The organism is Actinoallomurus sp. CA-142502 (genome assembly GCF_050936355.1).
GTDB lineage: Bacteria > Actinomycetota > Actinomycetes > Streptosporangiales > Streptosporangiaceae > Actinoallomurus > Actinoallomurus iriomotensis.
Map to the genome: position 1 here is coordinate 10,693,803 of NZ_JBNJMY010000001.1, position 23,882 is coordinate 10,717,684.

Sequence of the window (23,882 nt, forward strand, 5' to 3'; positions counted from 1 at the left end):
GGAGGGCGGCGCGTCCCGGCGCCTCTCAGGTGACGTTCACACCTTCGGCGATACGGGTCATGCTGCCGCCGAGCGACGGGCTCACGCCGACCCAGACCCCCAGGCCCTGCCGTTCGATCCACATGATCTGGTTGGGCAGCGCCGGGCCGTCCGCACGCAGGCCCTGGTGGCCGTGCACACGGAACGCCTTGGCCACCACGGGGGCCAGTTTCAGGTCGGACGGCGACTTGAGCCCCTTGCCGTGGACGAGGCGCACCTCGATCCAGCCGCTGGAACCGCTCCAGCGGCAGGTCTTGGTGTCCTTCGTGCCCGTGTGCTCGGTCGTGCACGGCTTGGCGGTGAGGCCGTGGGGAAGGTAGGTGAGCAGCGCCTTGACCGTGCTCAGGCCAGGGTTTGGGGTGTCGTCGGACTGACGCGTCGGCCTCCCCGCGGGATGTGAACCCTTCGGTCCGGCACCAGGCGAGCTCGAGGGGACGTCCGTCGAAGGCGTCGGCGACGTGGACAGCGTGCGGGTCGTCTGCTGCCCCTGTTTCCGACCTTCCGGACCGTCCGCACCGACGGTCTGCGGGTGGATCGTGTTGTACGCCGGGATCATCCCGGCCGCCACGATCACCCCGGCGGCACCGACGGCGAACGCCGCGCGGCGTCGTACCGTCCGGTGATGGCGGCGCTTGGCGCCCGCGGCGAGATCTCCCGGCGCGGACAGCTCCGTGACATGGTCCGCCATGGCCTGCCGCAGCTCATCTTCCAGATCCATGGTTCACCCCCTTGAGGCTGCCGTGTGGGCGGATGAGCCCATCCGCTCACGCAGCCGCGCGAGCCCCCGCGCGGCCTGACTCTTTACCGTGCCGACCGAACATCCGAGCATCTTCGCCGTGTCGGCTTCTGACATGTCCTCCCAGTAACGGAGGACGAGCACCGCTCGCTGGCGCGGACCGAGACGGCGCAACTCGTCGATGAGGACTCCCCGGAGCTCGACCGTGGCCGTCTCCGATGCCGAGGGGACCTCCGGCGGGCTCGGCATGTGCACCTCACGCAGAACCCGCCATCGTCTCGCCCGGCTCACCGTGAGGTTCACGAGGATGCGGCGGACGTACGGCTCCGGATCGGCATCGGTACTGATCTTGTGCCAGTGCCGATAGGCCTTTTCCAGGGCCGTCTGCAGGATGTCCTCCGCGTCCGACCGCGCACCGCACAGCAGACTCGCTGTGCGGAGCAGTGCGGTACCCCGCTCCGTCACGAACTTGACGAATGACTCGTCATCTCGACGCGCCAATGTGCTCCGTCCGGTGAACCCCACATCGAATGCCGACCGGTCGCGGGTGGCCCGCCGCGCCGGGGCCACCCGCGCCGTGCTCACTGCGTGTGCAGCTGGGAGGCGATGCCCGGCAGCAGCGCTGCCGTCGCCGGGTTGGTGCCGGTGAGCCGGACCGCGTAGCCGCTGTCGTCAATCCACAGCATGCCCTCGTGGGTCGGCGTCTGCCACGCGTTTCCGCCACTCACCGACACGAACTGACCGGGCATCTTCAGCTCCTGCGCCAGCTCGGCCAGGGTGACCTGCGGCGGGGTCTTGATGCGGTCGACCGTGATGGTGCCGGGCAGGGAGCCGACGAGCTGCTGGGTCCAGACGCACGCCGCGCGGCTCTGGATGGTGATGCTGTGCGCGTGGACGACGCCGAACTTCGCGCCGTTCGGCAGCGTGAACTGCTTGGCCTTGGCCTGCTCGTTCTTGATCACGGCCGGGACCTTGTCGCAGGAGACGGCGTCCGGCAGGGACGGCGCGGCAGGCACCTTCGGCGGGGTCGCGGTCTTGGCCTTCTGCTCGGTGGAAGCGTGGCAGGTGGGCAGCTTGCTCACCGGCAGCTTCGCGAGCTCCGCGGCGGGGAGCACCTTCGGCGCCTTGCCCGGCAGCGCGGGCAGGGTCAGCGGGGTGTTCGGCGCCTTGGCGGCCAGAGCCTCGATCTCGTTCTTCACCTTCGCCCGCGCGGCGGTGAGGGCCTTGCTGCCCTTCGGCAGGTTCGGCACGCAGGTGGGGACCGAGGGCACGGTCGGGGTGGTGGGCGTCTTCACCTCAGGGGCGTGCTTGGCCACGTCCTTGACGGCCGCGGGGGCGCTCGGGGCGGGGCTGCTGTTCCCGACGGTCGCGTACGTGACACCGCCCGCGGCGACGGCTCCGGCCGCAGTGGTCACCAGCAGAGCTACCTTGAGCGTCTTCATTGAGTCATGCCCTTTCAGCCTGTGTTGGTTCAGCCTGTTCTGCTCTCGCGCCCCTCATATACGCGTGAGTCCCATGGGGGGTTGCACGCCTCTCCAAAACTTTTTTCAGGCGGTCCCGGCATGGCCCGGACGGGCGGTTCTCGGGGGAGGTGGCATGAGCGGGCAGGGGCATACGGTTATATCTCCGCATGGAGGCCCGTCCGATCGCCGCGCTGCCGAAGACCCACCTGCATGTGCACTTCACCGGCTCGATGCGGCACACCACGCTCGTGGAGCTCGCCCGCCGGCACAACGTGCACCTGCCCGACGCCCTGGTGGAGGAGTGGCCTCCCCGCCTGCGCGCCACCGACGAACGCGGCTGGTTCCGGTTCCAGCGGCTCTACGACATCGCCCGTTCGGTGCTCCGCGACGAGGAGGACGTACGCCGGCTGGTGCGCGAGACGGCCGAGGACGAGGCCGCGGAGGGCTCGGGCTGGTTGGAGATCCAGGTGGACCCGAGCGGGTACGCCGCGCGGTTCGACGGGCTGACGGCCTTCACCGAACTGGTCCTGGACGCCGTACGCGCGGCCTCGTCGGCGACCGGCGTGGGCATCGGCGTGATCATCGCGGCGAACCGTACGCGGCATCCCCTCGACGCGCGGACGCTGGCCCGCCTCGCGGTCCAGTACGCCGGGCGCGGCGTCGTCGGGTTCGGCCTGTCCAACGACGAGCGGCGCGGCCGTGCGTACGACTTCGACGCGGCGTTCCGCATCGCCAAGCGGGGCGGGTTGCTGTCGACGCCGCACGGCGGGGAGCTACTGGGACCGTCGAGCGTACGGGCGTGCCTGGACGCCCTGGACGCCGACCGGGTCGGGCACGGGGTCCGCTCGGCCGACGATCAGTCGCTGCTGGCCACGCTGGCGGCGCGCGGCGTGACGCTGGAGGTGTGCCCGTCGTCCAACGTCGGGCTGGGGGTGTTCGGGACGGCGGCGGAGGTGCCGCTGCGGCAGATCTTCTCGGCGGGAGTCCCGATCGCGTTGGGCGCGGACGATCCGCTGCTGTTCGGATCCCGGCTGACGCGGCAGTACGAGCTGGCACGCGAGGTGCACGGCTTCACGGACGCGGAACTCGCGGAACTGGCCCGCTGCTCGATCCGCGGTTCGGCCGCCCCGGCGGACCTGCAGAAGCGGATGCTGGAAGACGTGGACAGGTGGCTCCGCGAGACCTGAGCCGCGGGAGGCCGTGAAGGCGAATCACGAGTGCGGGCAATGAACGGTGGCTTTCCGAACCCCACGAAAGGCACCAGATGCATGGCCTTGCCGCACACATCGCCACCCGGAGTCGTCCGGGTGCCTGACGAGCCGACCGATGCGGAGCTCATCGAACAGTCCCGCGACGAGCCGGAACGGTTCTCCGTGATCTTTGATCGGTACTACGCGCGGATCCATCGGTACGTGGCCTCCCGGCTCGGTCCGGCCGCCGCCGACGACGTGGCCGCCGACACCTTCCTGGCCGCCTTCGACCAGCGGCGGCGCTACGACCTGGCCAGACCCGAGGCACGTGCCTGGCTCTTCGGGATCGCCACGAACCTGATCGGCCGGCATCGGCGGGCCGAGATACGCGCCTACCGCGCGATGGGCCGGGCGGCCGAACGGGACGACGCCGACTCCCACGCCGACCGGGTCGCCGACCGGGTCAGCGCCGAGCGCATGAACCCCCGGCTCGCCGCCGGGCTCGCGGCCCTGTCCAAGGGGGACCGCGACGTCCTCCTCCTCGTCGCCTGCGGACAGCTCGCCTACGACGAGGTCGGCGTCGCCCTCGGCATCCCCGCCGGAACCGTCGGCTCACGGTTGAACCGGGCCAGAAAGCGACTTCGCGCCACACTCGGCAAGGAGATGTACGTCCATGGATGAGATGCGGATGCTGCGCGACCACCACGACGCCCAGCCGTCGCCCTCCGCGGACAGCGTCGTGGCGGCACGCGCCCGGCTCGCCGCGCACACACGGCCGCGCGGTCTCCGGCTGCCGCGCCTCGGCCGGGTCGCTCTCGGAGCCGGTGCTCTCGGCGCCGCGCTCGCCGTCGGCCTGGTGGTCGTTCAGGTCGTGGACGGTGACCGCGAACCGGGCGTGCTGAAGGCCGAGCCGGCCAGCGCCGCCGAGGTGCTCGACAACGCCGCCACGGCCGCCCGGCACCGACACGACCCGGAGCCGCGTCCCACGCAGTTCGTGTACACCGAGGTGCTGAGGAGCGAGTACGGCTCGGGCGGCGTGCGAGGCGCCGCACGTGGCTGGCAGAACACGCACCTGAGAACCTGGATACCGGCCGACGGAAAGGCGGACGGCCTGCTCCAGGAGAAAAGGACCGGCGGCGGCGCCCCGGCCGGCGAGGCGTGGAGCACGAGTCCGCTCCGGCAGCCGAACGGCGGGCCGCTGGGCGACCCGAACAACTACCTCTCACTCGACCGGCTGCCCCGCGACCCGGACAAGCTCCTCGCCGCGCTCCACCGGAGGTACCCCGGACGGCACAGCGCCGACCCCATCCGCGACCGGAGCTCCGACGAGGAGGTGTTCGACGGGGTCGAGGGGATGGTCACGCAGAGCTACGTGCCGCCCACACTGCGGGCGGCGCTGTTCCAGGCCACCAAGAAGATCCCGGGCATCACTCTCGTCAAGGACGCCGTCGACGCGGCCGGACGGCACGGCGTGGCGGTCGCCCTCACCTTCGAGGACGGAACGAGGGAGGAGATCATCTTCGACCGCGGAAGCTACGTCCCGCTCGGCTCACGCGACGTTCTCGACGATCCCGCCGCCTACAACAGGCGCTTCGCCGACCTGAAGGGCGTCGCGCGGGGCCAGACGCTCTCCGTCACCGCCCTGCTGAGCACCAGGGTCGTCGACCGTCCGGGACGGCTTTCCTGAGGCGGTCAGGCTCGGGCGGCCGGGGGGACGCGGCTCAGAGCGCCCACCCGGTCGCCGCCGTACCGCTCGATCTCGGCCTCCAGGTTCAGCGGCAGGGTTCGCATCTCGGTCTCCTCGCCCAGGAGCTCGTGCGGGACCAGCCAGGAGACCTCGAACTCCAGGCCGTCCGGGTCCTTGGCGTACAGCGCCTTGGTCGAGCCGTGGTCACTCGCTCCGACCAGGGCGCCGGCCTCCGCCAGGCGGTCGCGGTGATCGCGCAGGTCGCCGAGGGTGGGGACCTCCCAGGCCAGGTGGTACAGCCCCACCGCCGAGCGGCCCGCCGGGGACGCCGAGGCGGCCTCCCCCACACCGAACAGGCCCAGGTCGTGATCGTTGTCGGACTCCGGTGCCCGCAGGAAGACGGCGTCCGGCAGGCTCACGATCTCCCGGAAGCCCAGTACCTCGCGGTAGAACGCGGCGCTGCGCTGTGCGTCGCGTACGAACAGGACAGCGTGGTTCAAACCTCTGATCGGCATGACCACTGGAACGCGGGGTTCACCGGCGCGATTCCCGTTTCCCGCCAGATACTTGAGAGTTCAACTACAGGCTGACGCCCACGAAGACCGGCTCGTTGACCAGGGTCACGCCGAACGCCGCCCGCACCCCGTCGCGGACCTCGCGGGCCAGGGCCAGCAGGTCGGCGGTACGGGCCCCGTCCGGGTTGGTCAGGGCCAGGGTGTGCTTGGTCGAGATGCGCACCGGGCCGCGGGCGTATCCCTTGCCGAAGCCGGCCTTGTCGATGAGCCAGGCGGCGGAGGTCTTCACGTGCCCGTCGGACTCCGGATAGCGCGGGAACGTCACGTCCGGGCCGAGCCGGTCGGCGACACGCCGCTCCAGCTCGGCCACCTGGCCGGGGTCGAGGATCGGGTTGGTGAAGAACGACCCGGCGCTGCGCGTGTCGGGGTCCGCGACGTCCACCACCATGCCCTTGCCGCGGCGCAGTGCCAGCACGGCCTCGCGCGCGTCCTTGAGCGGTACGCGGTCGCCGACGGGCACGTCCAGGCGGCGGGCCAGTTCGGCGTAGCGGATCGGCGTGGACAGGTCCGCCGGCTCCAGCGCGAACGTCACCTCCAGCACGACGTGACGGCGGGAGCGCTTGAAGGCGCTGCTGCGGTAGCCGAACCCGCAGGCCTCCCGGTCGAGGGTGACGACCTCGCCGCGCTCGCGGTCGTAGGCGCGGACCTCGACGATCGTCTCGCTGACGTCCTGGCCGTACGCCCCGACGTTCTGGATGGGCGTCGCGCCGAGGCGGCCCGGGATGCCCGACAGGCACTCGACCCCGGCGAGTCCCTCTTCCACACAGCGGGCGACGAACGGCTCCCACTCCTCGCCCGCCTGCGCGCGGACCAGCACGCCGCCGCGCGGGGACGGGGTGATCGTCACTCCGCGGGTGGCGACGTGGACGACCGTGCCGGGGAAGCCCTCGTCGGCGACGACGAGGTTGCTGCCGCCGCCGAGGACGAGCAGCGCCTCGCCGGACTCGTCGGCGTCGTGGACGGCGCCGATCAGCTCATCGTCGGTCATGGCCTCGACGAAGCGTCGCGCCGGACCGCCGAGGCGCAGCGTGGTGTAGCCGGAGAGGTTCACCCGCTCGCAGAGGACGGCCATCAGGCCAGGCGCACCGTTGCTTTGGCGCGGGTGAGGATCTTCTCACCGGCCGCGCGGGCGGTCAGCGCGACCACGACGGTGTTGTCCTCGCGCTTCTCCTCGATCTTGCCGGAGATCACGATCTCGGCGCCCTCGTCGTCGGGGACGACGACCATCGAGGAGAACCGGACGCCGTAGTCGATCACCGCGCCCGGGTCGCCGGCCCAGTCGGTGACGAACCGGCCGCCCTCGGCCATGGTGTACATGCCGTGCGCGATGACGTCGGGCAGGCCGACGGACTTGGCGAAGTTCTCGTTCCAGTGGATGGGGTTGAAGTCGCCGGACGCGCCCGCGTACTTGACCAGATCGAGGCGCTTGACCGGGTAGGTGCGCTCCGGGATCTCCTGGCCGACCTCGACCTCGTCGTACTTCACCGTGGCGGTCATGCGTCAGGCCCCCCGCTCGATCAGGACGTTGTGCGACGTGCAGATGTGCTCGCCCTCGACCGTCGTGACGACGGTCTGGATGTCGAGGCGCTCGTTGCGGCCGATCGAGCGGATGCCGGAGATCGTCGACTCGGTCACCACCACGTCGCCGGCGCGCAGCGGGCGCTGGTACTCGAAGCGCTGCTCACCGTGGACCACCATCGCGAAGTTCAGGCCCAGTTCGGGGTCGAGCAGCGCGTCGCTGCCGAGCGTGATGACGATCGGGAAGGTGGGTGGCGCGATCACATCGGGGTGTCCCGCGGCCTTGGCGGCGTCGCGGTCGCGGTAGACCGGGTTGGGGTCACCGATCGCCTCGGCGAACTCCCTGATCTTCACGCGGGAGACCTCGTACGGCTCCGACGGCGGGAACGCCCGCCCGATGAAGTCGCGGTTCAGCGCCATGCAGTCCATCCCTTCGAGCCGGGTGCGCACCGCCACCGGTCCCGGCCGGTGCCGATGGGGCGACCGTAACAGAACGTGGTTCAGCCCGCCCCGGCAGATCGCCGGGACGGGCCGGATGAGATTCGGTGACGCCCGAAGGCGGCGCTACTCAGCGAGTCTCGCGGTGCGCCTGGTGCTTGCGGCAGTTCGGGCAGTACTTCTTCAGCTCCATGCGGTCCGGGTCGTTGCGCCGGTTCTTCCGCGTGATGTAGTTGCGGTGCTTGCACTCCTGGCAGGCCAGCGTGATCTTTGGCCGTACGTCGGTGGCAGCCACTAGGGAGTGCCTTCCTTCCGAGGGACAACTGACTGACATCCCTCACCGGATCGCTCACGTGTGCGGGCGATCGGTGAGGTAGTAGCGGAGGCCGGACTTGAACCGGCGACACAGCGATTATGAGCCGCTTGCTCTGCCTGACTGAGCTACTCCGCCACGAACAAATCCGGGAGGACCGGGGCCAGAATACAGGATTCCCCGCCCGCACCCGGAACAGCCGACATCGCACTCTTTGAGTGAATATCGGCTGGTGGAGCCCCCTTACGGAATCGAACCGTAGACCTTCTCCTTACCATGGAGACGCTCTGCCGACTGAGCTAAGGGGGCGTGCGGCCTTCCGCGCTCCGTAACCATACACGGTTCGCGTCCGCGACACGAAATCGATAACCGGGGGTTCACCGGACCAGGGCCCGGGCGATGACGATCTGCTGGATCTGGCTGGTGCCCTCGTAGATGCGGAAGAGGCGAACGTCCCGGTAGAGGCGCTCGACGGCCACGCCGCGCATGTAGCCCATCCCGCCGAAGACCTGCACGGCACGGTCGGCGATCCGCCCCGCCATCTCCGAGCAGAAGTACTTCGCGCACGAGGGCCCCATCCGGCGGTCCTCGCCCGAGTCGTACGCCTCGGCGGCCTGCAGGACCATCGCGCGGCCCGCGTACAGCTCGGTCTGGGAGTCGGCGAGCAGGCCCTGGATGAGCTGGTGGTCGGCGATCCGCCGCCCGCCCTGCTTCCGCTCCTTGGCGTACGCGACGGTCTCGTCGAGAAGGCGCTGGCTCAGGCCGACGCAGACGGCGGCGATGTGCAGGCGGCCGTGGGACAGCGAGGTCATGGCCGTGCGCAAGCCGGTGCCCTCGTCGCCGACCATGGCCGACGCCGGGACGCGTACGCCGTCGAAGAACACCTCGGCGGTGTGGGCCCCGCGCTGACCCATCTTCTGGTCCGGCCGGCCCACCGTGAGGCCCTCCGTGCCCGCCTCGACGATGAAGGTCGAGATGCCGTGGCCGCCCTCGCCCCCGGTGCGGGCGAACACCAGGAAGACGTCGGCTTCCGGCGCGTTCGTGATGAAACGCTTGCTGCCGTCGATGACGTAGCGGTCGCCGTCTTTCCGGGCCGTCGTGGTCAGCGTGCTCGGGTCGGAGCCGGCCTCGGCCTCGGTCAGGGCGAACGCTCCGATGGCCGTACCGGCGGCCAGCCGCGGAAGCCACCGTTCGCGCTGCTCGTCGGTGCCGGCCTTGACGATCACCTGGCCGGCGATGCCGTTGCTGGTGCCGAACATCGACCGGAAGGCCGGACCGGCATAGCCGAGCTCGAACGCGAGGCGCACCTCCTCGCTCATCGACAGGCCCAGGCCGCCGTACGCCTCGGGGAGGGCGTACCCGAACAGGCCCATGTCGGCCGAGGCCTGGCGCAGGTCATCGGGGATCCGGTCGGTCTCCTCGATCTCCTCCTCGCGCGGGACCACCTTCTCGCGCACGAAGGAACGGACCGCGTCGAGCACATCCGCGAAGTCCTGGACGTCCATGAGGCCTCCGGCTGACCGAATCGGATTCCGAAATTATGTTCTGGACTCTACCCAGTCGCCCCTTCCGTAGGTATGCGAGGGAACAATGGGGAGTCATGGAACTCACCCAGGTGCGACTGATCGTTTCCGACTTCAAGGCCTGCTTTCGCTTCTACCGGGACGTGCTGGGGCTGAAGCCGCAGTTCGACGACGACTCCGGGCCGTACGCGAAGTTCAGCCCGGACGAGGGATCGGCCGGGATCGCGCTGCACGACCGTGCCTCGCTGGAGGAGGCCGTGCCGGGCCTCGCGGCCGCCGCCGGCGACCGGGCGCTCGTCGTGCTGAAGGTCGATGACGTGGACCGCTACGCCGCCTCGCTCGCCGAGCGCGGGGTCACGCTGCTCGCGGAGCCCTCGGTGATGTGGGAGCGGCTCCGGGTCGCGTACCTGCGCGACCCGGAGGGCAACCTGATCGAGCTCCAGCAGTGGCTCGCCGGCCGCTGACCTAGACGCCGCTCTCCAGCGTCGGGTAGTCGGTGTAGCCACGGTGATCGCCGCCGTAGAAGGTCGCCCGGTCCGCCTCGTTGTAGGGCCCACCGGCCCGGATGCGCGCGGGCAGGTCCGGGTTGGCCAGCCAGAGCTGGGCGAACGCGATCGCGTCGGCGACGCCCTCGCGGAGGGCCGCCGCGCCGTCCTCGGGTGCGGCCGGGGAGGACAGCGCCTCCGGGGTCGGGTGCGGGTTGAGGATCAGCGCACCCGGCCACTCGGCGCGCAGCGTCCGCGTTAGCGCGCGGTCGCCGAGCTCCATGACGTGCAGGTACGCCAGGCCCACCGGCGCCAGCTCGCGCAGCAGCGCGCGGTAGAGCTCCTCGGAGTCGCTCTCGCTGACGCCGTTGGCCGCACCGCCCGGCGAGACGCGCAGGCCGACGCGCTCGGGCCCGATCGCGTCGGCGACCGCCCGTACGACCTCGGTGGCGAAGCGGATCCGGTTCGGGATCGAGCCCCCGTACGCGTCGGTACGCCGGTTGCTCCCGTCGGCGAGGAACTGCTGGATCAGGTAGCCGTTGGCGCCGTGCAGCTCCACTCCGTCGAACCCGGCCTCGATGGCGTTGCGCGCCGCGGCCGCGAAGTCCTCGATCGTCCGGGCGATGTCCTCGAGGGTCAGCTCCCGCGGCGTCGGGTGGTCGAGCATGCCCTCCGGGGTGAACAGCTTCTCGCCCGAGGCGATCGGCGACGGCCCGACCGGCAGCGCGTCATCGGGGTAGAGGTAGGGATGGCCGACCCGCCCGCTGTGCATGATCTGGGCGAAGATCCGGCCGCCTCTGGCGTGCACGGCCCCGGTCACCGCGCGCCATGCCTCCGTCTGGTCCGCGTCGTGCAGTCCCGGGGTCCAGATGTAGCCCTGGCCGATCACGCTCGGCTGGATCCCCTCGGTGATGATCAGTCCCGCCTCGGCGCGCTGCGCGTAGTACTCCACGGTCAGTTCGTTCACCCTGCCCGCGTCCACGACACGGCTCCGGGTCATCGGGGACATCACCAGGCGGTTCCGCAGCTCCAGCTTTCCGATCTTCACCGGCTCGAACAGCTCGTTCATGGCTTCCTCACACTCGTTGTGGCTGCTCACGAACGTACGGACGGCCGGGTACGGACCGAATCCGTAGGGTTTCGGTATTCGGCCCCGTAATTTGGATGCCGTGCTTCACGGGCGTATGACCGAGCTGGCGCGGCTCTCCCAGCTGATCACCGAGGCGCGCGTCGATCGGCGCAGCGGCGCGGCGGTGCTGCGCGGCGAGGCGGGCATCGGCAAGTCCGCGCTGCTCGAATGGGCCGCGCAGGAGGCGACGCATGCCACACCGGGGGCGGACGGGGACATGCGGGTGCTGCGCGTCACCGGCTTCGAGGCCGAGCGCGACATCGCCTTCGCCGGTCTCCTGCAGTTGCTCTGGCCGGTGCGCGACCGGATCGACGGACTGCCGCAGGCGCAGGCCGACGCCCTGCACGGCGCGCTCGGGGCGCACGACCGGGCCGCCGACGCGGACGGCGCGGCGCCGAACCGCTTCGCCTGCGGGCTGGCCGTGCTGACGCTCATGGCCGACCTCGCCGAGGACGGACCGGTGCTGTGCCTGATCGACGACGCCCAGTGGCTCGACGCCGCGACGGCGGAGGCCCTGCTGTTCGCCGCCCGCCGGCTCGCCGCCGAGGGCGTGTTGATGCTGTTCGCCGCACGCGAGGACGGCTTCGTACGCCCGGGCCTGCCCGAGGCGCCGCTGTCCCGGCTGACCGACGCCGACGCCGAGCGCCTGCTGGCCGAGCGCCGGGACGGCCTCCCCCCGGACCTGCGCACGCGGGTCCTCCGCGAGTCGGAGGGCAATCCGCTGGCACTGCTGGAGTTCGGCTCCGCGCGGCGCGCGCCCGTGGCCCTGACGCCGCTGCCGCTGGCCGAGCGGGTCGCCGCCGCGTTCCGCGCGCGGATCGCCGACCTCCCCGACCGGGCCCGGCTCATGCTGCTGCTCTCGGCGGCCGAGGGGCGCGGGCACATGCCCACTCTGCTCTCCGCCGCGGCGACATTCGGCGTCGGCCTCACCGACCTGGAGGAGGCCGAACGCGCCCGCCTCGTGGAGGTCACCGGCGCCTCGATCCGGTTCCGGCATCCGCTGATCCGCTCGGCGACCTACCACGGCGCCGTGGCCGCCCAGCGGATCACGGTGCACTGGGCGCTCGCCGACGCGTCCGAGGACCCCGACTGCCGCGTGCGTCACCGCGCCGCGGTGACGCTGTCGCCGGACGAGGACGTCGCCGCCGAGTTGCAGGACGCGGCCGAACGCGCGCTGCGCCGCGCGGGGTTCGGCCCGGCCGCCGCGCTCTACCGGCGGTCGGCGGAGCTCACCCCGGACCGCGCCGACCGGGCGCGGCGGCTCGGCGCGGCGGCGGACGCGGTGTTCCGGTCGGGTCTTCCGGCCGACGCCGACGAGCTCGCGAGGCAGGCGGAGAAGCTCACCGACGCCCCGGACGCGCGAGCCCGGCTCGCCCGGATCCGCGCGGCCGTGGAGTTCGAACGCGGCGATCCCGCGGCGGCGGCCCGGCTGCTCGTCGAGTACGCCGCGCACGCGGCGCCCGCCGACGCCGTCGCCATGCTGCGCACGGGCGCCACCCACGCGTGGGCCGCGGGCGACACCGCGACGATCGGCCGCGCGGTCGGCCTGCTGGACGCCTCGGGTCGCGACGACGACGCCGTTCGGGGCCTGGGCCGCCTCGCCGAAAACGATCACGCGGCCGGGCTGCCTCTCCTGGCACGGGCCGTACGGGACCGCCGTACGACGGCGCCGGCCGCCACGGACGACCGGATCCACGCCGTCCGCTGGAGCCTGGTGCTCGGCGACGACACGGCCGCGCTCGAACTGGCCACCGCCGAGGTCGCGTACCGCCGCCGCGAGGGACTCGTCGGCGGGCTGCCGAACGCCCTGGAGGCCCTCGCGCAGGCGCAGCTCGCGGCCGGATCGCACCGCGACGCCGAGGCCACCGCGCAGGAGGCGATCACGATCGCCCGCGACATCGGCGTCGAACCGTGCGAGGGCCGGGTCGGCACGGTGCTGGCGCGGATCGCGGCGATCGAGGGAGACGAGGAACGCCTGCGGACCCTGATCGAGGACGCGTCGCCGCCCGCCGGCGGGACCGCCGACATCGCGCTGGCACTGCTCGACCTGGGGCTGGGCCGGTATGAGGCGGCGCTGCACCGCCTGGAGGAGGTCGCGCAGGGCCCCTGGCGGCACTCGGCGGCCGGGGCGGCCGCCGCCGCGGACCAGGTCGAGGCGGCGGTGCGGGCCGGGCAGCCGGAACGCGCGCATGAGGCGTCGCGGCGGCTCGACGCCTGGACGGAGGCCGGCGGACCGCCGTGGGCGCGCGCCGTCGCGCTCCGCAGCCGGGCTCTCCTGTGTGACATCGACGCGGACGCCGAGGCGGCGTTCGCGGGTGCCGTGCGGCTGCACGAGGAGGATGGCGGGCGGCCGTTCGAGCGGGCGCGCACCGAGCTGCTCTACGGCGAGTGGCTGCGCCGTGTCCGGCGCCGGAGCGACGCCCGCGATCCCCTTCGTTCGGCCGCGCAGCTCTTCGACCGCCTGAGGGCCGCGCCCTGGAGCGAACGGGCTCGCTCGGAGCTGCGGGCGACCGGCGAGACCGGCTCCGCCGTCCCGTCGCACCGGCAGGCCACGGCGCCCGACCTCCTCGACCGGCTCACCCCGCAGGAGTTCCAGGTCGTGCGGCTTGCCGCGGAGGGGAGCAGCAGCCGGGAGATCGCCGCTCGGCTGTTCCTCAGCCCGCGCACGGTCGAGTACCACCTCTACAAGGCCTATCCCAAGCTGGGTGTCTCGTCCCGCCGTGAGCTGGCCCGCCTCCACCTGGACCCGGCGGCCGCTCGCTCGTGACCACGGCCGCGCGGCCGGCCAGGGGCCGCCGCTCGCTCCGCTTTGCGATGATGCGGGCATGGCTCCCCCGCTCACCCCGCCCTCGGACGACTCCGATATTCCCGGCTTCTGGCGGTCGCTCGGGCTTCCCGGCCTGATCGACGTGCACACGCACTTCATGCCGGACAACGTGCTGCGCAAGGTACGGGCCTACTTCGACCGCTTCGACGAGGCGGGGCTGTCATGGTCGGCGCGGTACCGGTCGGATGAACCGGACCGGCTCGCGCTGCTGCGCTCCTTCGGCGTACGGCGGTTCACGGCACTGCTGTATCCGCACCGCCCCGGCATGGCGGAGTGGCTCAACGGCTGGGGCGCCGAGTTCGCCGCGCGAACGCCCGACGCCCTGCGTACCGCGACGTTCTTCGCCGAGCCGTCCGCGGCGCGCTACGTGGAGGAGGCGCTCGCCTCGGGCACCCGGGTGTTCAAGGCACACGTCCAGGTGGGCGGCTACGACCCGCGCGATCCGCTGCTGGAGCCGGTGTGGGGGCTGCTGGCGGAGGCGGGCGTGCCGGTCGTCGTGCACTGCGGGTCGGGACCGGAGCCGGGCGGCCACACCGGCCCGGCGATCTTCGGCGAGGTCATCGTTCGGCATCCGCGGCTGGTGCCGATCATCGCGCACATGGGGATGCCGGAGTACGGGGAGTTCCTGTCGCTGGCCGAACGCTTCCCGCAGGTCCACCTGGACACCACGATGGCGTTCACCGACTTCACGGAGAAGGTGCGGCCGTGGCCGTCGTCGCTGACGCCGCGCCTGGCCGACCTGGGCGACCGCATCCTGCTGGGCACGGACTTCCCGAACATCCCGTACGCGTACGCGGAACAGCTGGCCGCGCTCGTACGGCTGGATCTGGGCGACGACTGGCTGCGCGCGGTGTGCCACGACAACGCCGCACGGCTGTTCGAGGTGCCTCCGCCGGCCGGAGCGGACGCCTGAGACGAAAGAGGACGCCGCCGGGTGAACCGGCGGCGCCCTGGTCACGGTGGGTACACGACGTCCGCGGGTGGGTCCCCTTCCCCCAAAGAGGGCCCACCCGCGAACATTCGCCTTCCAGGGCTTTGGACGGGTACAGATCCAGGGCCCGGGAAACCGACCCTCGCATCGTCTCCCCCATGAATCCCCCCGAATTCACAGACGACGCGTCAGGCCTCCGTGGTGGTCTCAGGTTGTAGGAACACGCTACGTGGAGGCCTGTGAGCTGACGTCCGTCCCGGGATGACACTTGGCCGTACACCCGCGGGTGTACGGCCAAGTAACCTGCGCTATCCGCCGATGACGCCGCGGAACGCGGCGCTGTTCGCCTCGTCTAGTTACCGGTGGCCTCGGCCTTGGCCGACGGCGGCCTGCTGGCGGGCACCGCGGCGGCCCGGCGCGTCGGCGGTCTGCTGGCGGGCACCGCGGCGACCTCGGCTCTGGCCGACGGCGGCCTACTGGCGGGCACCGCGGCGACCTCGGCCTTCGCCGACGGCGGCCTGCTGACGGGTTTCGCGGCGTTCGGTACGGCCCGGCCGACGGCGCTCCTCTGCGTGGACGGCGTCGGGTGCTGGTACGCCGACGCCCCCCAGCCCGCCAGGGCCACTCCTGCCGCCGCGACGACGGCAATGGTCCCGACGGGACGGCTCAACATTCTCACCACGGTTCTCCCTGCCATTTCGCTGGACGGTCGCGCGGCCATCGTAAGAAGGCCCCGTGGACACCCGGCCTCACTTCAGATCTGGCTGAAATGAACACTCCGCGGCGAGCCCGTACTCCAGCCTGCGCTACCTCGGGGGTGGGGTGCGCTGGAACGCGTTCGGGCAGGTCACGGGAGCGACGTGGGCCGTACGGCGATGGTGCGATGTTCTCGCATCCCAGCCCGCCGTCCCCGAAGGGTTCGACCGATGAGTACGCCCACGATGCCGCCCCGATCCGCCCGCCGCGCCGACGATCGCGGCCGTCCCGCTCCCCGCGGTCCCGTCGAAATGATCCGGCGGCACCCGCTGGTCTCGTTCTTCGTCCTGGCGTACGCGGCGAGCTGGCTGGCCTGGCTGCCGTACGTGCTGTCCGGCGACGGACTCGGCGTGCTGCACTTCCGCTTCCCCGAACTGCTGGGCGACGCCCAGATCCCCGGCGTCCTGCCGGGTGCCTACCTCGGACCGCTCGGCTCCGCCCTCGTGGTCTCGGCGGTCACCGGCGGGCGGGACGGGCTGCGCCGCTGGCGGCAGCGGCTGTTCCGGCTGCGGGTCGGCGGCTGGTACTGGTACCCGATCGTGCTGATCGGCGTCCCGGTGCTGCTGGTGGGCGGCACCGTGGCGCTGCCCGGCGCCGCCGCGAGCCTCCGCACCCCCTCCATCGCCGTCGTCGCCGCGTACCTGCCCATGCTCCTCGTCCAGGTGCTGACCACCGGCATGGCCGAGGAGCCCGGCTGGCGCGACTTCGCCCTGCCGCTGATCCAGCGCCGCCATGGCGCGGCCCTCGGCACCCTGATCCTCGGCGTGGTCTGGGGCTGCTGGCACCTGCCGCTGTTCTTCACGAGCTGGTCGCTCGGCGGCACCCGGCCCGACACGGCCCACTGGTGGATCGCGCTCGGCGCGTTCCTCGTCATGGCCGTGGCGATCAGCTACCTCATCACCTGGGTGTTCAACCACACCCGTGAGAGCCTGCCGGTCGCCCTGCTGCTGCACGCGAGCAACAACGCGGTCGCCAGCCTCGTCCTGCCGGAGCTGTTCGCCGACACGCACCAGTCGTGGATTCTGACCGCCGGCGTGATCGGCTACGGCACCGTCGCGGTCATCCTCCTCGTCGTCACCCGCGGCCGCCTCGGCTACCACGGCCCGCGCGACTGACGCCGTCCGGAACGGCCCCCACCGCGGTCATCGCGGTGGGGGCCGCCTCTTGTGCCCCGGCGGTGCGGTCGATGGTGCGCACGAGGATCTCGCGTGCTTCGGCGAGCTCGCCGGCGCGGCGGTCGAGGGCGGTCAGTTGCTCGCGCAGGGCGTCCAGGACACCGGGGCACGGACGCAGGTTCGACGTGCCGGCCGCGCACGGCAGGATCTGCCGGATGACGCGCGTGGGGAGTCCGGCGGACAGCAGGACCCGGATCCGGGCGACCGTCTGCTCGGTCGCCTCACCGTAGTCGCGGTAGCCGTTGGGGAGGCGCCGGGAGCTGATCAGGCCTCGGTTCTCGTAGTAGCGCAGCAGGCGCTCGCTCACTCCGGTGCGCCGCGCGAGTTCTCCGATCAGCACCAGGTCCCCTGTTCGCTTGACCTTCCAACTATGTCAGGGCGCAACGGTGACACGGCCGGGCCCATTCCAGCCGCGGCCCGGCCGGTACCCGAGGAGAACAATTGATCATCGATGCGCACAGCCACGTCCACGACCCGGTCGCCGACCACATCGCACTGCTGGACGAGGCGGGAGTGGACCGCGCGGTGCTGTTCATGACCCGGCCCCATCCGGAGCGCGCGGCCGATCTGGCGTCGCTGCGCCGGGAGATGGCGATCCTGCACGACCGGCTGCACGGCCGGGACGACCAGGCCGACACGTACCGGGCCGCCTCGGCGGAGCTGGACGCCGCCCTGGCGGCGTGGCCCGACCGGTTCATCGGCTTCGGTTCGGTGCCGCTCGTGCTGCCGGACGAGCGGATCGCGGCCGCCGTGGAACGGGACGTGGTGGAGCACGGGCTGCGGGGCATCGGAGAACTGACCCCGCCGCCCGGGCAGGCGGCGCGCATCGAGCCCGTGCTGCGGGCCGCCGACGACCAGGGTGGCCTGCCGGTGGTCGTCCACGGTGCCGCGCCCACGACGGCCGACGACCTTCGTACTCTCGCCGCGCTCGCTCGCCGGTATCCGCGCGTGCCGTTGGTCGTGAGCCAGCTCGGCGGGGCGTACTGGATGGACGCCGTGGAACTGGTGCGCGAGACGCCCTCCATGTACCTGGAGCTGTCCACCGCGAGCATCGTCTTCGCGGTCCGCCTGGCGATCAGCGAGATCCCCGAACGCACGATGTTCGGGTCCGACGCTCCGTACGGCGACCCCGTGCTGGCCAGGACGACCGTCGAGCGCGTTACCGCCTCTGGTGAGATCCGCGACCGCGTCCTCGGCGCGACCGCCGCCGCCCTGCTGGGCCTGTCCTGACCCACGCCGCTGCCCGGTGCCCCAAAAGATTTGTCGACATGCCGGGCGATCGCGCCCGCAAAGAGAATTACTATGGACGTCGGCACTAATCCGAATCGGCAATCGCAGTAATTCTTATTGACATTATAGCAACAAGGGGGCGCAATTGTCTACTCGCGAAATCGAGCGCGAACAGAATTACGTCGCGATGCTCTACCGGCGTGTCGATGAGCTGCGGGAACGGGCGGCGGAGCGGATGGCGGGCGTGCTGCGGGAGGCTGCCGGAACCCGGCAGGCGCGCGTTGAACGGGAGGTCGCGGTCACCCGCTACGCCGAGCGGGTGGCGAAATTCGACGCGGCGGAGAAGGGACTGTGCTTCGGCCGGCTCGATCGGCGCGACGACGAGCGGTTCTACATCGGGCGGATCGGCGTTCTCGACGAGGAGGGCGACCCCCTGCTGCTCGACTGGCGCGCCCCGGCCGCGCGTCCCTTCTACGTCGCCACGGCCGCCGCGCCGGGCGGTGTACGGCGCCGGCGCCACATCACCACGCGCGACCGCCGGGTGATCGGCCTCGACGACGAGGTGCTGGACGGCGACGCCGCCGGTGAGGAGGGGCTGATCGGGGAGGCCGCGCTGCTGGCGGCGGTCAACGCCGGGCGTACCGGCCGGATGCGGGACATCGTGGAGACCCTGCAGGCCGAGCAGGATGAGATCATCCGCTCCGGCCCGCGGGGAGTGCTGGTGGTGCAGGGCGGGCCGGGCACCGGAAAGACGGCCGTCGCGCTGCACCGCGCCGCGTACCTCCTGTACACCCACCGGCAGCTGGCCGAGCGCGGCGTGCTCGTCGTCGGCCCGAACGCCACCTTCCTGCGGTACATCGGCCAGGTGCTGCCCGGCCTCGGCGAGACCAGCGTGCTGCTGTCGACGGTCGGCGACCTGTTCCCCGGGGTCACGGCCGGCCGCGCCGAACCACCGACGACCGCCGAGATCAAGGGCCGGGCGATCATGGCCGACGTGGTGGCCGCCGCCGTACGGGATCGGCAGGCGCCACCCCGCGGCCCCGTGGAGATCGCGTACGGCGACCAGACGCTGCGGCTGGAAGAGGAGGACTACCGGCGTGCGGCGCGTGCGGCGCTGACCGGGCCGGTGCTCCACAACCAGGCACGGCGGATCTTCGTACGGGAGCTGCTCGACCTGCTCACGCGACAGGTCGCCCAGCGCCTGGAGGCCGTCGCGCTCGACGACGAAGGTCGCCCGCTCGACGGGGGCGACGGCCTTGGCACGCTCGGTGAGGCGGACGTACGGGCCCTGCTCAAGGCCGGGTATCCCCAGGAGCTGCTCGACGCCGACTCCGTCGCCGGGGACGACGGACGGCCGCTCCTGGACGAGGACGACCTGGCGGAGCTGCGCGCGGAACTCGCCGCCGCCCCGGGCGTACGGGCCGTACTCGACGAGCTGTGGCCCGGCCTGACACCGCGGCGTCTGCTGTCGGACCTGTTCGCCGACCCGGCTCGGCTCGCGTCGGCCGCGCCCCATCTCACCGACGCGGAGCGCGGGCTGCTGTCACGCGCATCGGGCGGCGGCTGGACGCCGGCGGACGTCCCGCTGCTGGACGAGGCGGCCGAGCTGCTCGGCGAGGACGACCGGGAGGCACGGGCGCAGGCGGCCCGCCGGGCGCGTGCGGCGGCCGAGCGCCGCGAGGAGATCGAGTACGCGCAGGGCGTGCTGGAGATCTCGGTCGGCTCGCGATCCAGCGACCTGGAGGAGGGCGAGATCCCCGAGATCCTCACCGCGGCCGACCTGCTGGGCGCCGAGGAGCTGGCCGGACGGCAGGAGACGGTGACCCGCCGCACCGTGGCCGAGCGGGCCGCCGCCGACCGTACCTGGACCTTCGGGCATGTGATCGTGGACGAGGCGCAGGAGCTGTCCGCGATGGCCTGGCGGCTGCTCATGCGGCGCTGCCCGAGCCGCTCGATGACGATCGTGGGCGACGTGGCGCAGACCGGCGACGCGGCCGGCGCCTCCTCGTGGGAGCAGGCCCTGCGCCCCCACGCGGGTGACCGCTGGCGCCTCGCGCAGCTGACCGTGAACTACCGGACCCCGGCCGAGATCATGGCCGCCGCCGCGGACGTGCTCGCCACCCTCGACCCCGCACTGGAACCACCCCGGTCCGTACGGCAGGCGGGCGTGCCGCCCTGGCGCCTCGCCACCACCCCCGCCGGCCTCCCGAACGCCCTGGCCGAGCACGCCGCGAGGGAGGCGGCGCGCCTGGAGGAGGGCCGCCTGGCCGTGATCGTCCCGGAGGCCCGCCTGGCGGAACTGGCCGCGGCCGTCGCCGCGGAGGTCCCCGGCGCGGCGTACGGCCCCGACCCCGATCTGGAGCGCCCGGTCGTGGTGCTGAGCGTCCGGCAGGCGAAGGGCCTGGAGTTCGACTCGGTCCTCATCGCCGACCCCGCGGCGATCCTGACCGCCTCCCCGCGCGGCCGGAACGACCTGTACGTGGCCCTCACCCGCGCGACCCAGCGCCTCGGCGTCCTCCACCCGGGAGCGGTCCCGGCCGAACTCGCCGGAATCAGCGAGGGCTTTGAACATTCCGTTGACAACAGAACGTTTAATTCTTAACGTGAGCACATGACCGATGATCCGTTCGTGACCCCCGATCCGGCCGACGCCCGTGCCAAGCGCAGGTATCTGGCGCTGACGAGGCTCACCGAGCGACACGCGCGCGGTGACCTCCGCGCGCGCTGGGAGCGGTCCCGGATGCCCATGGGCCCGCTGGACGCCTGGCGTCAGGTGATCGACGTCGCGGGCGGTGGGCTGACGCTTCAGGAGGGGGAGCCGAGCGCGGACGTCGATGACATCGCCGCGGCCCTGACCCTGGTCCACTCGGCGCGAGCCGAGGTGGACGAGCTGGAGATCGGACTGCTGGAGATGGCCCGGGGACGCGGCATGACCTGGCAGCAGATCGCCTTCTCCATGGGGTTGGGCTCGGCTCAGGCGGCCCGCCAGCGACACCAGCGGCTGACCGCCCGTACCGATGCCGAGCTGGACTGACCGGCCCGGCCGGAGACCGGCGACGGCTCAGGTGAGTTCCAGGCCCCCGTCGATGGTGAGGATCTGACCGGTGAGCCAGGTCGTGGCCGGGTCGGCGAGACGCAGGATCCACGAGGCGACCTCGTCGGGTTCGCCGCGGCGGCCGAGAGGGATGCGGGCGGCCTCGTCCTGTTTGATCTTCTCGACGGTCGTCTCGGGCAGCCCGGACGCGGCCAGCGCCTCGCTCTCGGTCGGTCCCGGAGCCAGAGCGTTGACGCGGACACCGTCGGCGGCCAGTTCCAGCGCCCAGCTGCGGGTGAGCTGTTCCAGCGCGGCCTTCGACGCGGCGTAGTGGGCGGCACCGGGGAGGGGCCGATGGCCGTACGTGCTGGAGACGTTGACGATCGACCCCTTGGCCCGGCGGAGGTGAGGCAGGGCGGCGCGGGCGAGCAGGCTCGGCGCGGTGACGTTGAGGTCGAACAGGCCGGCGACACCGTCGGCGGTGGTCTCGGTCAGCGGCATCACCTTGGTGGCACCGGCACTGTTGACCAGCACGTCCAGGCGTCCCCAGCGGCCGGTGGCGGCGTCGATCACTCCGGCGGGCGCGTCCGGGGCGCACACGTCGGCGGAGTGCGCGACGATCCCGGGGTGTCCGGTGGCGGTCTCCGCCAGGGCGTCCTCGCGACGCCCGACGCCGAGGACGCGGGCGCCGGCGCGGGCGAAGGCACGCGCGGTGGCACGGCCGATGCCCGATCCGGCGCCGGTGACGACGACGACCCTGCCGCTGAGATCCGTGTCGAACTGGACGGTCACACTCTCACCTTCGCTCGTTACTCGTCGGCCGTGCGTGGGCCGTCTTCCAGCGCCTGGACCGCGCCGAGCAGCGCCTGCAGACCGACCTGGTCGCGTTCGGCGTCCGCCGGGTCGAACAGCCACTCGCCGACCGGCAGGCCGGAGGTGTCCTCCGGGCCGCTGGACTCGGTCAGGATCATCTCCTCTCTGACCTCGAGCTCCAGCTCGTGCAGGAAGCCGTCTCCCGGGACGCTCACGAGCGGCCCTGCCAGTCGTGGTACCGGATCTCGCCGAGGGTCGCGTCGTCGCCCGGCACCAGGGACCGCTCGCTCAGCTCGGTGCCGAAGTAGCGGGCGTGCGGGTCGGTGACCACCTCGCGCGGGTCGTTCCAGGCGGCGAGGGCCGCCCGGAAGAACTCATCCATCGGGAACCGCTCCGGCCCGCCGATCTCCACCCTGCCGTTCGCCGGCGCCGCCACCGCGGCCCTGCCGACCAGCCGGGACACGTCCTCACCCGCGATGGGCTGGAAGGAGACCGGAGCCACCCGGAACGTGCCGCCCTCGGTGCCCGTGTCGGCGATGCCGCGGACGAACTCGAAGAACTGCGTCGCCTGCACGATCGTGAACGGGATGGACGAGCTCTCGATCAGCTTGTGCTGCGCGGTCTTCGCCCGCAGGTAGCCGCTGTCGGGCAGCTGGTCGGCCCCCACCACCGACAGCGCGACGTGGTATCACCGGGCCGTCCTCGAACGACGGGGAGTTGGAGACGTCGACCACCACGGACGCGCCGGCCACGACGTCGGCGAGCCCCTCGCCGGTGAGAGCGTTGACTCCGGTGCTCGGCGCCGCCGCCACCGCCTCGTGTCCGTGCTCGCTCAGGTTCGTCACGAGCCGGGATCCGATGAGGCCGGTGCCGCCGATGACCACGATCTTCATGAAGTGCCTTCCTGTCCGCCGGGGCGTCCTTTCCGCCCGGCTCACCAGCTAGGACCGGACAGCCCCGCGATCTGTGACAGCCCCCGCGGAATTCGCTCGATGACGCCCGCGGCCTGCCCCAAGTCCGCCCTGGATAGGCTGGGCGGAAGCGACGGACGGCGATCGGGCGGGCGGTCTATGCGCGCGGAACGACCAGGAACGGACGGCGGGCTCGACCAGGCCGCCTCCACCTACCTGGAGCTGCGCCCACGCTTGTTCGGCATCGCCTACCGCATGCTCGGCAGCGTGACGGAGGCCGAGGACATCCTTCAGGAGGTCTGGGTGCGCTGGCAGCGCACCGACCGTACCGTCGTGCTCGACCCCGCGGCGTTCCTCGCCCGTACCACCACCCGCCTGGCCATCAACCAGGCGCAGTCCGCCAGGGCACGCCGCGAGACGTACGTCGGCCCCTGGCTGCCCGAGCCCGTCGACACGAGCGCCGACCCGGCGGTGGGGGCCGAACGCGGAGAGGCCGTCGAACTCGCCGTCCTGCTCCTGCTGGAGAAGCTCAACCCCACCGAACGCGCCGCGTACGTCCTGCGTGAGGCCTTCGACTACCCGTACGGCGAGATCGCCGACATCCTGCGGACCAGCGCCGTCAACACCCGCCAGATCGTCAGCCGCGCCCGCAAACGCCTGTCCGCCGAGCGGCGCGAACCCGTCGACACGGCCGAGCACCGGAGGCTCCTGGAGGTCTTCCTCGCCGCCGCCCGGGCAGGCGACGTCGCCGCCCTCGAAGATCTCTTCGCCGCGGACGTCGTCAGCTACACCGACGGCGACGGCATCAAGGGGGCCGCGAGGATCCCGGTCGCGGGCCACACCCGCGTGGCGAAGTTCATCGTCGCCTTCGGGCCGCGCTTCTGGCCGGGCGCGAACGTCGAATGGGTGGAGGTCAACGGACGCCCCGGCGTGCTGATCTCCCGCGAGGGCACCGACGTCGCCCTGCTGAGCATCGACGCGCGGCCGGAGGGCATCCAGACGCTCCTGTGGATGATGAACCCGGTGAAGCTGGCGGCCTTCGCGCGCTCGCGCTCCGCCCGGAAGTGACCGAAGAGCGTGGCGCCACCGTACTGAACCGGCCGCGCTGC

General features: G+C 72.1%; 26 protein-coding genes, 2 tRNA genes and 1 pseudogene. 12 read left to right on the plus strand and 17 right to left on the minus strand.

All coding sequences use genetic code 11. From position 1 onward, the window contains the following. Positions 1 to 25: 25 nt before the first annotated feature. Genes ACQEV1_RS50200 through ACQEV1_RS50210 form a run of 3 tightly spaced genes read right to left on the minus strand, consistent with a single transcriptional unit; the run spans position 26 to position 2,217 of the window. The gene (locus ACQEV1_RS50200; RefSeq protein ID WP_433405056.1) at positions 26 to 757 is read right to left on the minus strand and encodes a hypothetical protein; all 732 of its coding nucleotides are present in this window, start codon (positions 755 to 757) and stop codon (positions 26 to 28) included. Positions 758 to 760: 3 nt separating this feature from the next. Beyond that, positions 761 to 1,360 carry a SigE family RNA polymerase sigma factor gene (locus ACQEV1_RS50205; protein ID WP_433405059.1) on the minus strand — a complete coding sequence of 200 codons (600 nt, stop codon included), beginning with the start codon at positions 1,358 to 1,360 and terminating at the stop codon, positions 761 to 763. Continuing rightward, complete coding sequence (locus tag ACQEV1_RS50210) at positions 1,357 to 2,217, minus strand: hypothetical protein (protein ID WP_285625110.1); 861 nt, start codon at positions 2,215 to 2,217, stop codon at positions 1,357 to 1,359. The genes ACQEV1_RS50205 and ACQEV1_RS50210 overlap by 4 nt, the downstream gene beginning before the upstream one ends. Before the next feature lie 188 nt (positions 2,218 to 2,405). Between ACQEV1_RS50210 and ACQEV1_RS50215 the strand changes: the two genes are divergently transcribed. The 3 genes from ACQEV1_RS50215 to ACQEV1_RS50225 all read left to right on the plus strand — a co-directional run bounded on the left by ACQEV1_RS50215 (position 2,406) and on the right by ACQEV1_RS50225 (position 5,115). Beyond that, on the plus strand, positions 2,406 to 3,425 hold the full coding sequence (locus ACQEV1_RS50215; protein WP_433405061.1) for an adenosine deaminase: 1,020 nt from the start codon (positions 2,406 to 2,408) through the stop codon (positions 3,423 to 3,425). 120 nt (positions 3,426 to 3,545) lie between these two features. After that, the gene (locus ACQEV1_RS50220) at positions 3,546 to 4,109 is read left to right on the plus strand and encodes an RNA polymerase sigma factor (RefSeq protein ID WP_285625108.1); all 564 of its coding nucleotides are present in this window, start codon (positions 3,546 to 3,548) and stop codon (positions 4,107 to 4,109) included. Further along, positions 4,102 to 5,115 (plus strand): CU044_5270 family protein, encoded by a 1,014-nt coding sequence (locus ACQEV1_RS50225; protein WP_433405063.1) that lies wholly within the window; start codon positions 4,102 to 4,104, stop codon positions 5,113 to 5,115. Before ACQEV1_RS50220 ends, ACQEV1_RS50225 begins: the two co-directional genes overlap by 8 nt. Before the next feature lie 5 nt (positions 5,116 to 5,120). Here the strand turns inward: ACQEV1_RS50225 and ACQEV1_RS50230 are convergent, their stop codons facing one another. The 8 genes from ACQEV1_RS50230 to ACQEV1_RS50265 form a co-directional block, all read right to left on the minus strand. Beyond that, positions 5,121 to 5,615: a VOC family protein gene (locus ACQEV1_RS50230; protein WP_433405065.1), complete on the minus strand. Its 495-nt coding sequence runs from the start codon at positions 5,613 to 5,615 to the stop codon at positions 5,121 to 5,123. 79 nt (positions 5,616 to 5,694) lie between these two features. After that, positions 5,695 to 6,765, minus strand: coding sequence for a UDP-N-acetylmuramate dehydrogenase (locus ACQEV1_RS50235; RefSeq protein WP_433406160.1), 1,071 nt, complete (start codon positions 6,763 to 6,765; stop codon positions 5,695 to 5,697). Continuing rightward, on the minus strand, positions 6,762 to 7,187 hold the full coding sequence (locus ACQEV1_RS50240; RefSeq protein WP_433405068.1) for a MaoC/PaaZ C-terminal domain-containing protein: 426 nt from the start codon (positions 7,185 to 7,187) through the stop codon (positions 6,762 to 6,764). The genes ACQEV1_RS50235 and ACQEV1_RS50240 overlap by 4 nt, the downstream gene beginning before the upstream one ends. Before the next feature lie 3 nt (positions 7,188 to 7,190). After that, positions 7,191 to 7,628 (minus strand): MaoC family dehydratase N-terminal domain-containing protein, encoded by a 438-nt coding sequence (locus ACQEV1_RS50245; RefSeq protein WP_285625096.1) that lies wholly within the window; start codon positions 7,626 to 7,628, stop codon positions 7,191 to 7,193. Positions 7,629 to 7,776: 148 nt separating this feature from the next. After that, positions 7,777 to 7,941 carry a 50S ribosomal protein L33 gene (gene rpmG, locus ACQEV1_RS50250; RefSeq protein WP_285582773.1) on the minus strand — a complete coding sequence of 55 codons (165 nt, stop codon included), beginning with the start codon at positions 7,939 to 7,941 and terminating at the stop codon, positions 7,777 to 7,779. An 82-nt stretch (positions 7,942 to 8,023) separates the two neighbouring features. Beyond that, positions 8,024 to 8,097: transfer RNA gene (locus tag ACQEV1_RS50255), tRNA-Met, on the minus strand. A gap of 95 nt (positions 8,098 to 8,192) precedes the next feature. Then, positions 8,193 to 8,268: transfer RNA gene (locus ACQEV1_RS50260), tRNA-Thr, on the minus strand. 68 nt (positions 8,269 to 8,336) lie between these two features. After that, positions 8,337 to 9,464: an acyl-CoA dehydrogenase family protein gene (locus ACQEV1_RS50265; protein WP_433405071.1), complete on the minus strand. Its 1,128-nt coding sequence runs from the start codon at positions 9,462 to 9,464 to the stop codon at positions 8,337 to 8,339. A gap of 95 nt (positions 9,465 to 9,559) precedes the next feature. On the opposite strand from ACQEV1_RS50265, the gene ACQEV1_RS50270 reads away from it, so the two are divergent. Beyond that, the gene (locus ACQEV1_RS50270; protein ID WP_285625092.1) at positions 9,560 to 9,946 is read left to right on the plus strand and encodes a VOC family protein; all 387 of its coding nucleotides are present in this window, start codon (positions 9,560 to 9,562) and stop codon (positions 9,944 to 9,946) included. A 1-nt stretch (position 9,947) separates the two neighbouring features. On the opposite strand, the gene ACQEV1_RS50275 is transcribed toward ACQEV1_RS50270, so the two are convergent. Further along, a complete protein-coding gene (locus tag ACQEV1_RS50275; RefSeq protein ID WP_433405074.1) occupies positions 9,948 to 11,036 on the minus strand; it encodes an alkene reductase in 1,089 nt (362 codons plus the stop codon). Positions 11,037 to 11,136: 100 nt separating this feature from the next. Here ACQEV1_RS50275 and ACQEV1_RS50280 point away from each other — a divergent pair, with 100 nt between their 5' ends. The 4 genes from ACQEV1_RS50280 to ACQEV1_RS50295 all read left to right on the plus strand — a co-directional run bounded on the left by ACQEV1_RS50280 (position 11,137) and on the right by ACQEV1_RS50295 (position 16,725). After that, positions 11,137 to 13,863, plus strand: coding sequence for an ATP-binding protein (locus tag ACQEV1_RS50280; RefSeq protein WP_433405077.1), 2,727 nt, complete (start codon positions 11,137 to 11,139; stop codon positions 13,861 to 13,863). Between the two features lie 58 nt (positions 13,864 to 13,921). Further along, positions 13,922 to 14,836, plus strand: coding sequence for an amidohydrolase family protein (locus ACQEV1_RS50285; RefSeq protein WP_433405080.1), 915 nt, complete (start codon positions 13,922 to 13,924; stop codon positions 14,834 to 14,836). Positions 14,837 to 15,216: 380 nt separating this feature from the next. Beyond that, entirely contained in the window at positions 15,217 to 15,627 is a 411-nt protein-coding gene (locus ACQEV1_RS50290; protein ID WP_433405082.1) for a hypothetical protein, read from the plus strand. Positions 15,628 to 15,780: 153 nt separating this feature from the next. Further along, the gene (locus tag ACQEV1_RS50295; protein WP_433405085.1) at positions 15,781 to 16,725 is read left to right on the plus strand and encodes a CPBP family intramembrane glutamic endopeptidase; all 945 of its coding nucleotides are present in this window, start codon (positions 15,781 to 15,783) and stop codon (positions 16,723 to 16,725) included. On the opposite strand, the gene ACQEV1_RS50300 is transcribed toward ACQEV1_RS50295, so the two are convergent. Next, positions 16,685 to 17,125: a MerR family transcriptional regulator gene (locus tag ACQEV1_RS50300; RefSeq protein ID WP_285625077.1), complete on the minus strand. Its 441-nt coding sequence runs from the start codon at positions 17,123 to 17,125 to the stop codon at positions 16,685 to 16,687. The two genes, ACQEV1_RS50295 and ACQEV1_RS50300, sit on opposite strands and share 41 nt — an antisense overlap. A gap of 101 nt (positions 17,126 to 17,226) precedes the next feature. Here ACQEV1_RS50300 and ACQEV1_RS50305 point away from each other — a divergent pair, with 101 nt between their 5' ends. The 3 genes from ACQEV1_RS50305 (at position 17,227) to ACQEV1_RS50315 (ending at position 21,049) form a co-directional block, all read left to right on the plus strand. Next, positions 17,227 to 18,015 (plus strand): amidohydrolase family protein, encoded by a 789-nt coding sequence (locus tag ACQEV1_RS50305; RefSeq protein ID WP_433405088.1) that lies wholly within the window; start codon positions 17,227 to 17,229, stop codon positions 18,013 to 18,015. A 145-nt stretch (positions 18,016 to 18,160) separates the two neighbouring features. Beyond that, positions 18,161 to 20,617, plus strand: coding sequence for a HelD family protein (locus tag ACQEV1_RS50310; protein ID WP_433405091.1), 2,457 nt, complete (start codon positions 18,161 to 18,163; stop codon positions 20,615 to 20,617). A 9-nt stretch (positions 20,618 to 20,626) separates the two neighbouring features. After that, positions 20,627 to 21,049 (plus strand): DNA-binding protein, encoded by a 423-nt coding sequence (locus ACQEV1_RS50315; protein WP_285625069.1) that lies wholly within the window; start codon positions 20,627 to 20,629, stop codon positions 21,047 to 21,049. A 27-nt stretch (positions 21,050 to 21,076) separates the two neighbouring features. On the opposite strand, the gene ACQEV1_RS50320 is transcribed toward ACQEV1_RS50315, so the two are convergent. The 4 genes and pseudogenes from ACQEV1_RS50320 to ACQEV1_RS50335 form a co-directional block, all read right to left on the minus strand. Continuing rightward, on the minus strand, positions 21,077 to 21,841 hold the full coding sequence (locus ACQEV1_RS50320) for an SDR family NAD(P)-dependent oxidoreductase (RefSeq protein ID WP_285625066.1): 765 nt from the start codon (positions 21,839 to 21,841) through the stop codon (positions 21,077 to 21,079). A gap of 17 nt (positions 21,842 to 21,858) precedes the next feature. After that, complete coding sequence (locus ACQEV1_RS50325) at positions 21,859 to 22,077, minus strand: hypothetical protein (RefSeq protein ID WP_285625063.1); 219 nt, start codon at positions 22,075 to 22,077, stop codon at positions 21,859 to 21,861. Continuing rightward, the gene (locus ACQEV1_RS50330) at positions 22,074 to 22,529 is read right to left on the minus strand and encodes an SDR family oxidoreductase (protein WP_433406219.1); all 456 of its coding nucleotides are present in this window, start codon (positions 22,527 to 22,529) and stop codon (positions 22,074 to 22,076) included. Before ACQEV1_RS50330 ends, ACQEV1_RS50325 begins: the two co-directional genes overlap by 4 nt. 169 nt (positions 22,530 to 22,698) lie before the next feature. Beyond that, a pseudogene (locus tag ACQEV1_RS50335) lies at positions 22,699 to 22,755 on the minus strand (hypothetical protein); the annotation flags it as partial. Between the two features lie 177 nt (positions 22,756 to 22,932). Between ACQEV1_RS50335 and ACQEV1_RS50340 the strand changes: the two are divergent. Beyond that, a complete protein-coding gene (locus ACQEV1_RS50340) occupies positions 22,933 to 23,841 on the plus strand; it encodes an RNA polymerase sigma-70 factor (RefSeq protein ID WP_433405095.1) in 909 nt (302 codons plus the stop codon). Positions 23,842 to 23,882: the final 41 nt, after the last annotated feature.

Coding starts and splice junctions, on each gene's coding strand:
- ACQEV1_RS50270 (WP_285625092.1), top strand. CDS start 9,560: ATGGAACTCACCCAGGTGCGACTGATCGTTTCCGACTTCAAGGCCTGC.
- ACQEV1_RS50245 (WP_285625096.1), bottom strand. CDS start 7,628: ATGGCGCTGAACCGCGACTTCATCGGGCGGGCGTTCCCGCCGTCGGAG.
- ACQEV1_RS50315 (WP_285625069.1), top strand. CDS start 20,627: ATGACCGATGATCCGTTCGTGACCCCCGATCCGGCCGACGCCCGTGCC.
- ACQEV1_RS50215 (WP_433405061.1), top strand. CDS start 2,406: ATGGAGGCCCGTCCGATCGCCGCGCTGCCGAAGACCCACCTGCATGTG.
- ACQEV1_RS50240 (WP_433405068.1), bottom strand. CDS start 7,187: ATGACCGCCACGGTGAAGTACGACGAGGTCGAGGTCGGCCAGGAGATC.
- ACQEV1_RS50225 (WP_433405063.1), top strand. CDS start 4,102: ATGGATGAGATGCGGATGCTGCGCGACCACCACGACGCCCAGCCGTCG.
- ACQEV1_RS50340 (WP_433405095.1), top strand. CDS start 22,933: ATGCGCGCGGAACGACCAGGAACGGACGGCGGGCTCGACCAGGCCGCC.
- ACQEV1_RS50285 (WP_433405080.1), top strand. CDS start 13,922: ATGGCTCCCCCGCTCACCCCGCCCTCGGACGACTCCGATATTCCCGGC.
- ACQEV1_RS50295 (WP_433405085.1), top strand. CDS start 15,781: ATGAGTACGCCCACGATGCCGCCCCGATCCGCCCGCCGCGCCGACGAT.
- ACQEV1_RS50210 (WP_285625110.1), bottom strand. CDS start 2,217: ATGAAGACGCTCAAGGTAGCTCTGCTGGTGACCACTGCGGCCGGAGCC.
- ACQEV1_RS50200 (WP_433405056.1), bottom strand. CDS start 757: ATGGATCTGGAAGATGAGCTGCGGCAGGCCATGGCGGACCATGTCACG.
- ACQEV1_RS50275 (WP_433405074.1), bottom strand. CDS start 11,036: ATGAACGAGCTGTTCGAGCCGGTGAAGATCGGAAAGCTGGAGCTGCGG.
- ACQEV1_RS50265 (WP_433405071.1), bottom strand. CDS start 9,464: ATGGACGTCCAGGACTTCGCGGATGTGCTCGACGCGGTCCGTTCCTTC.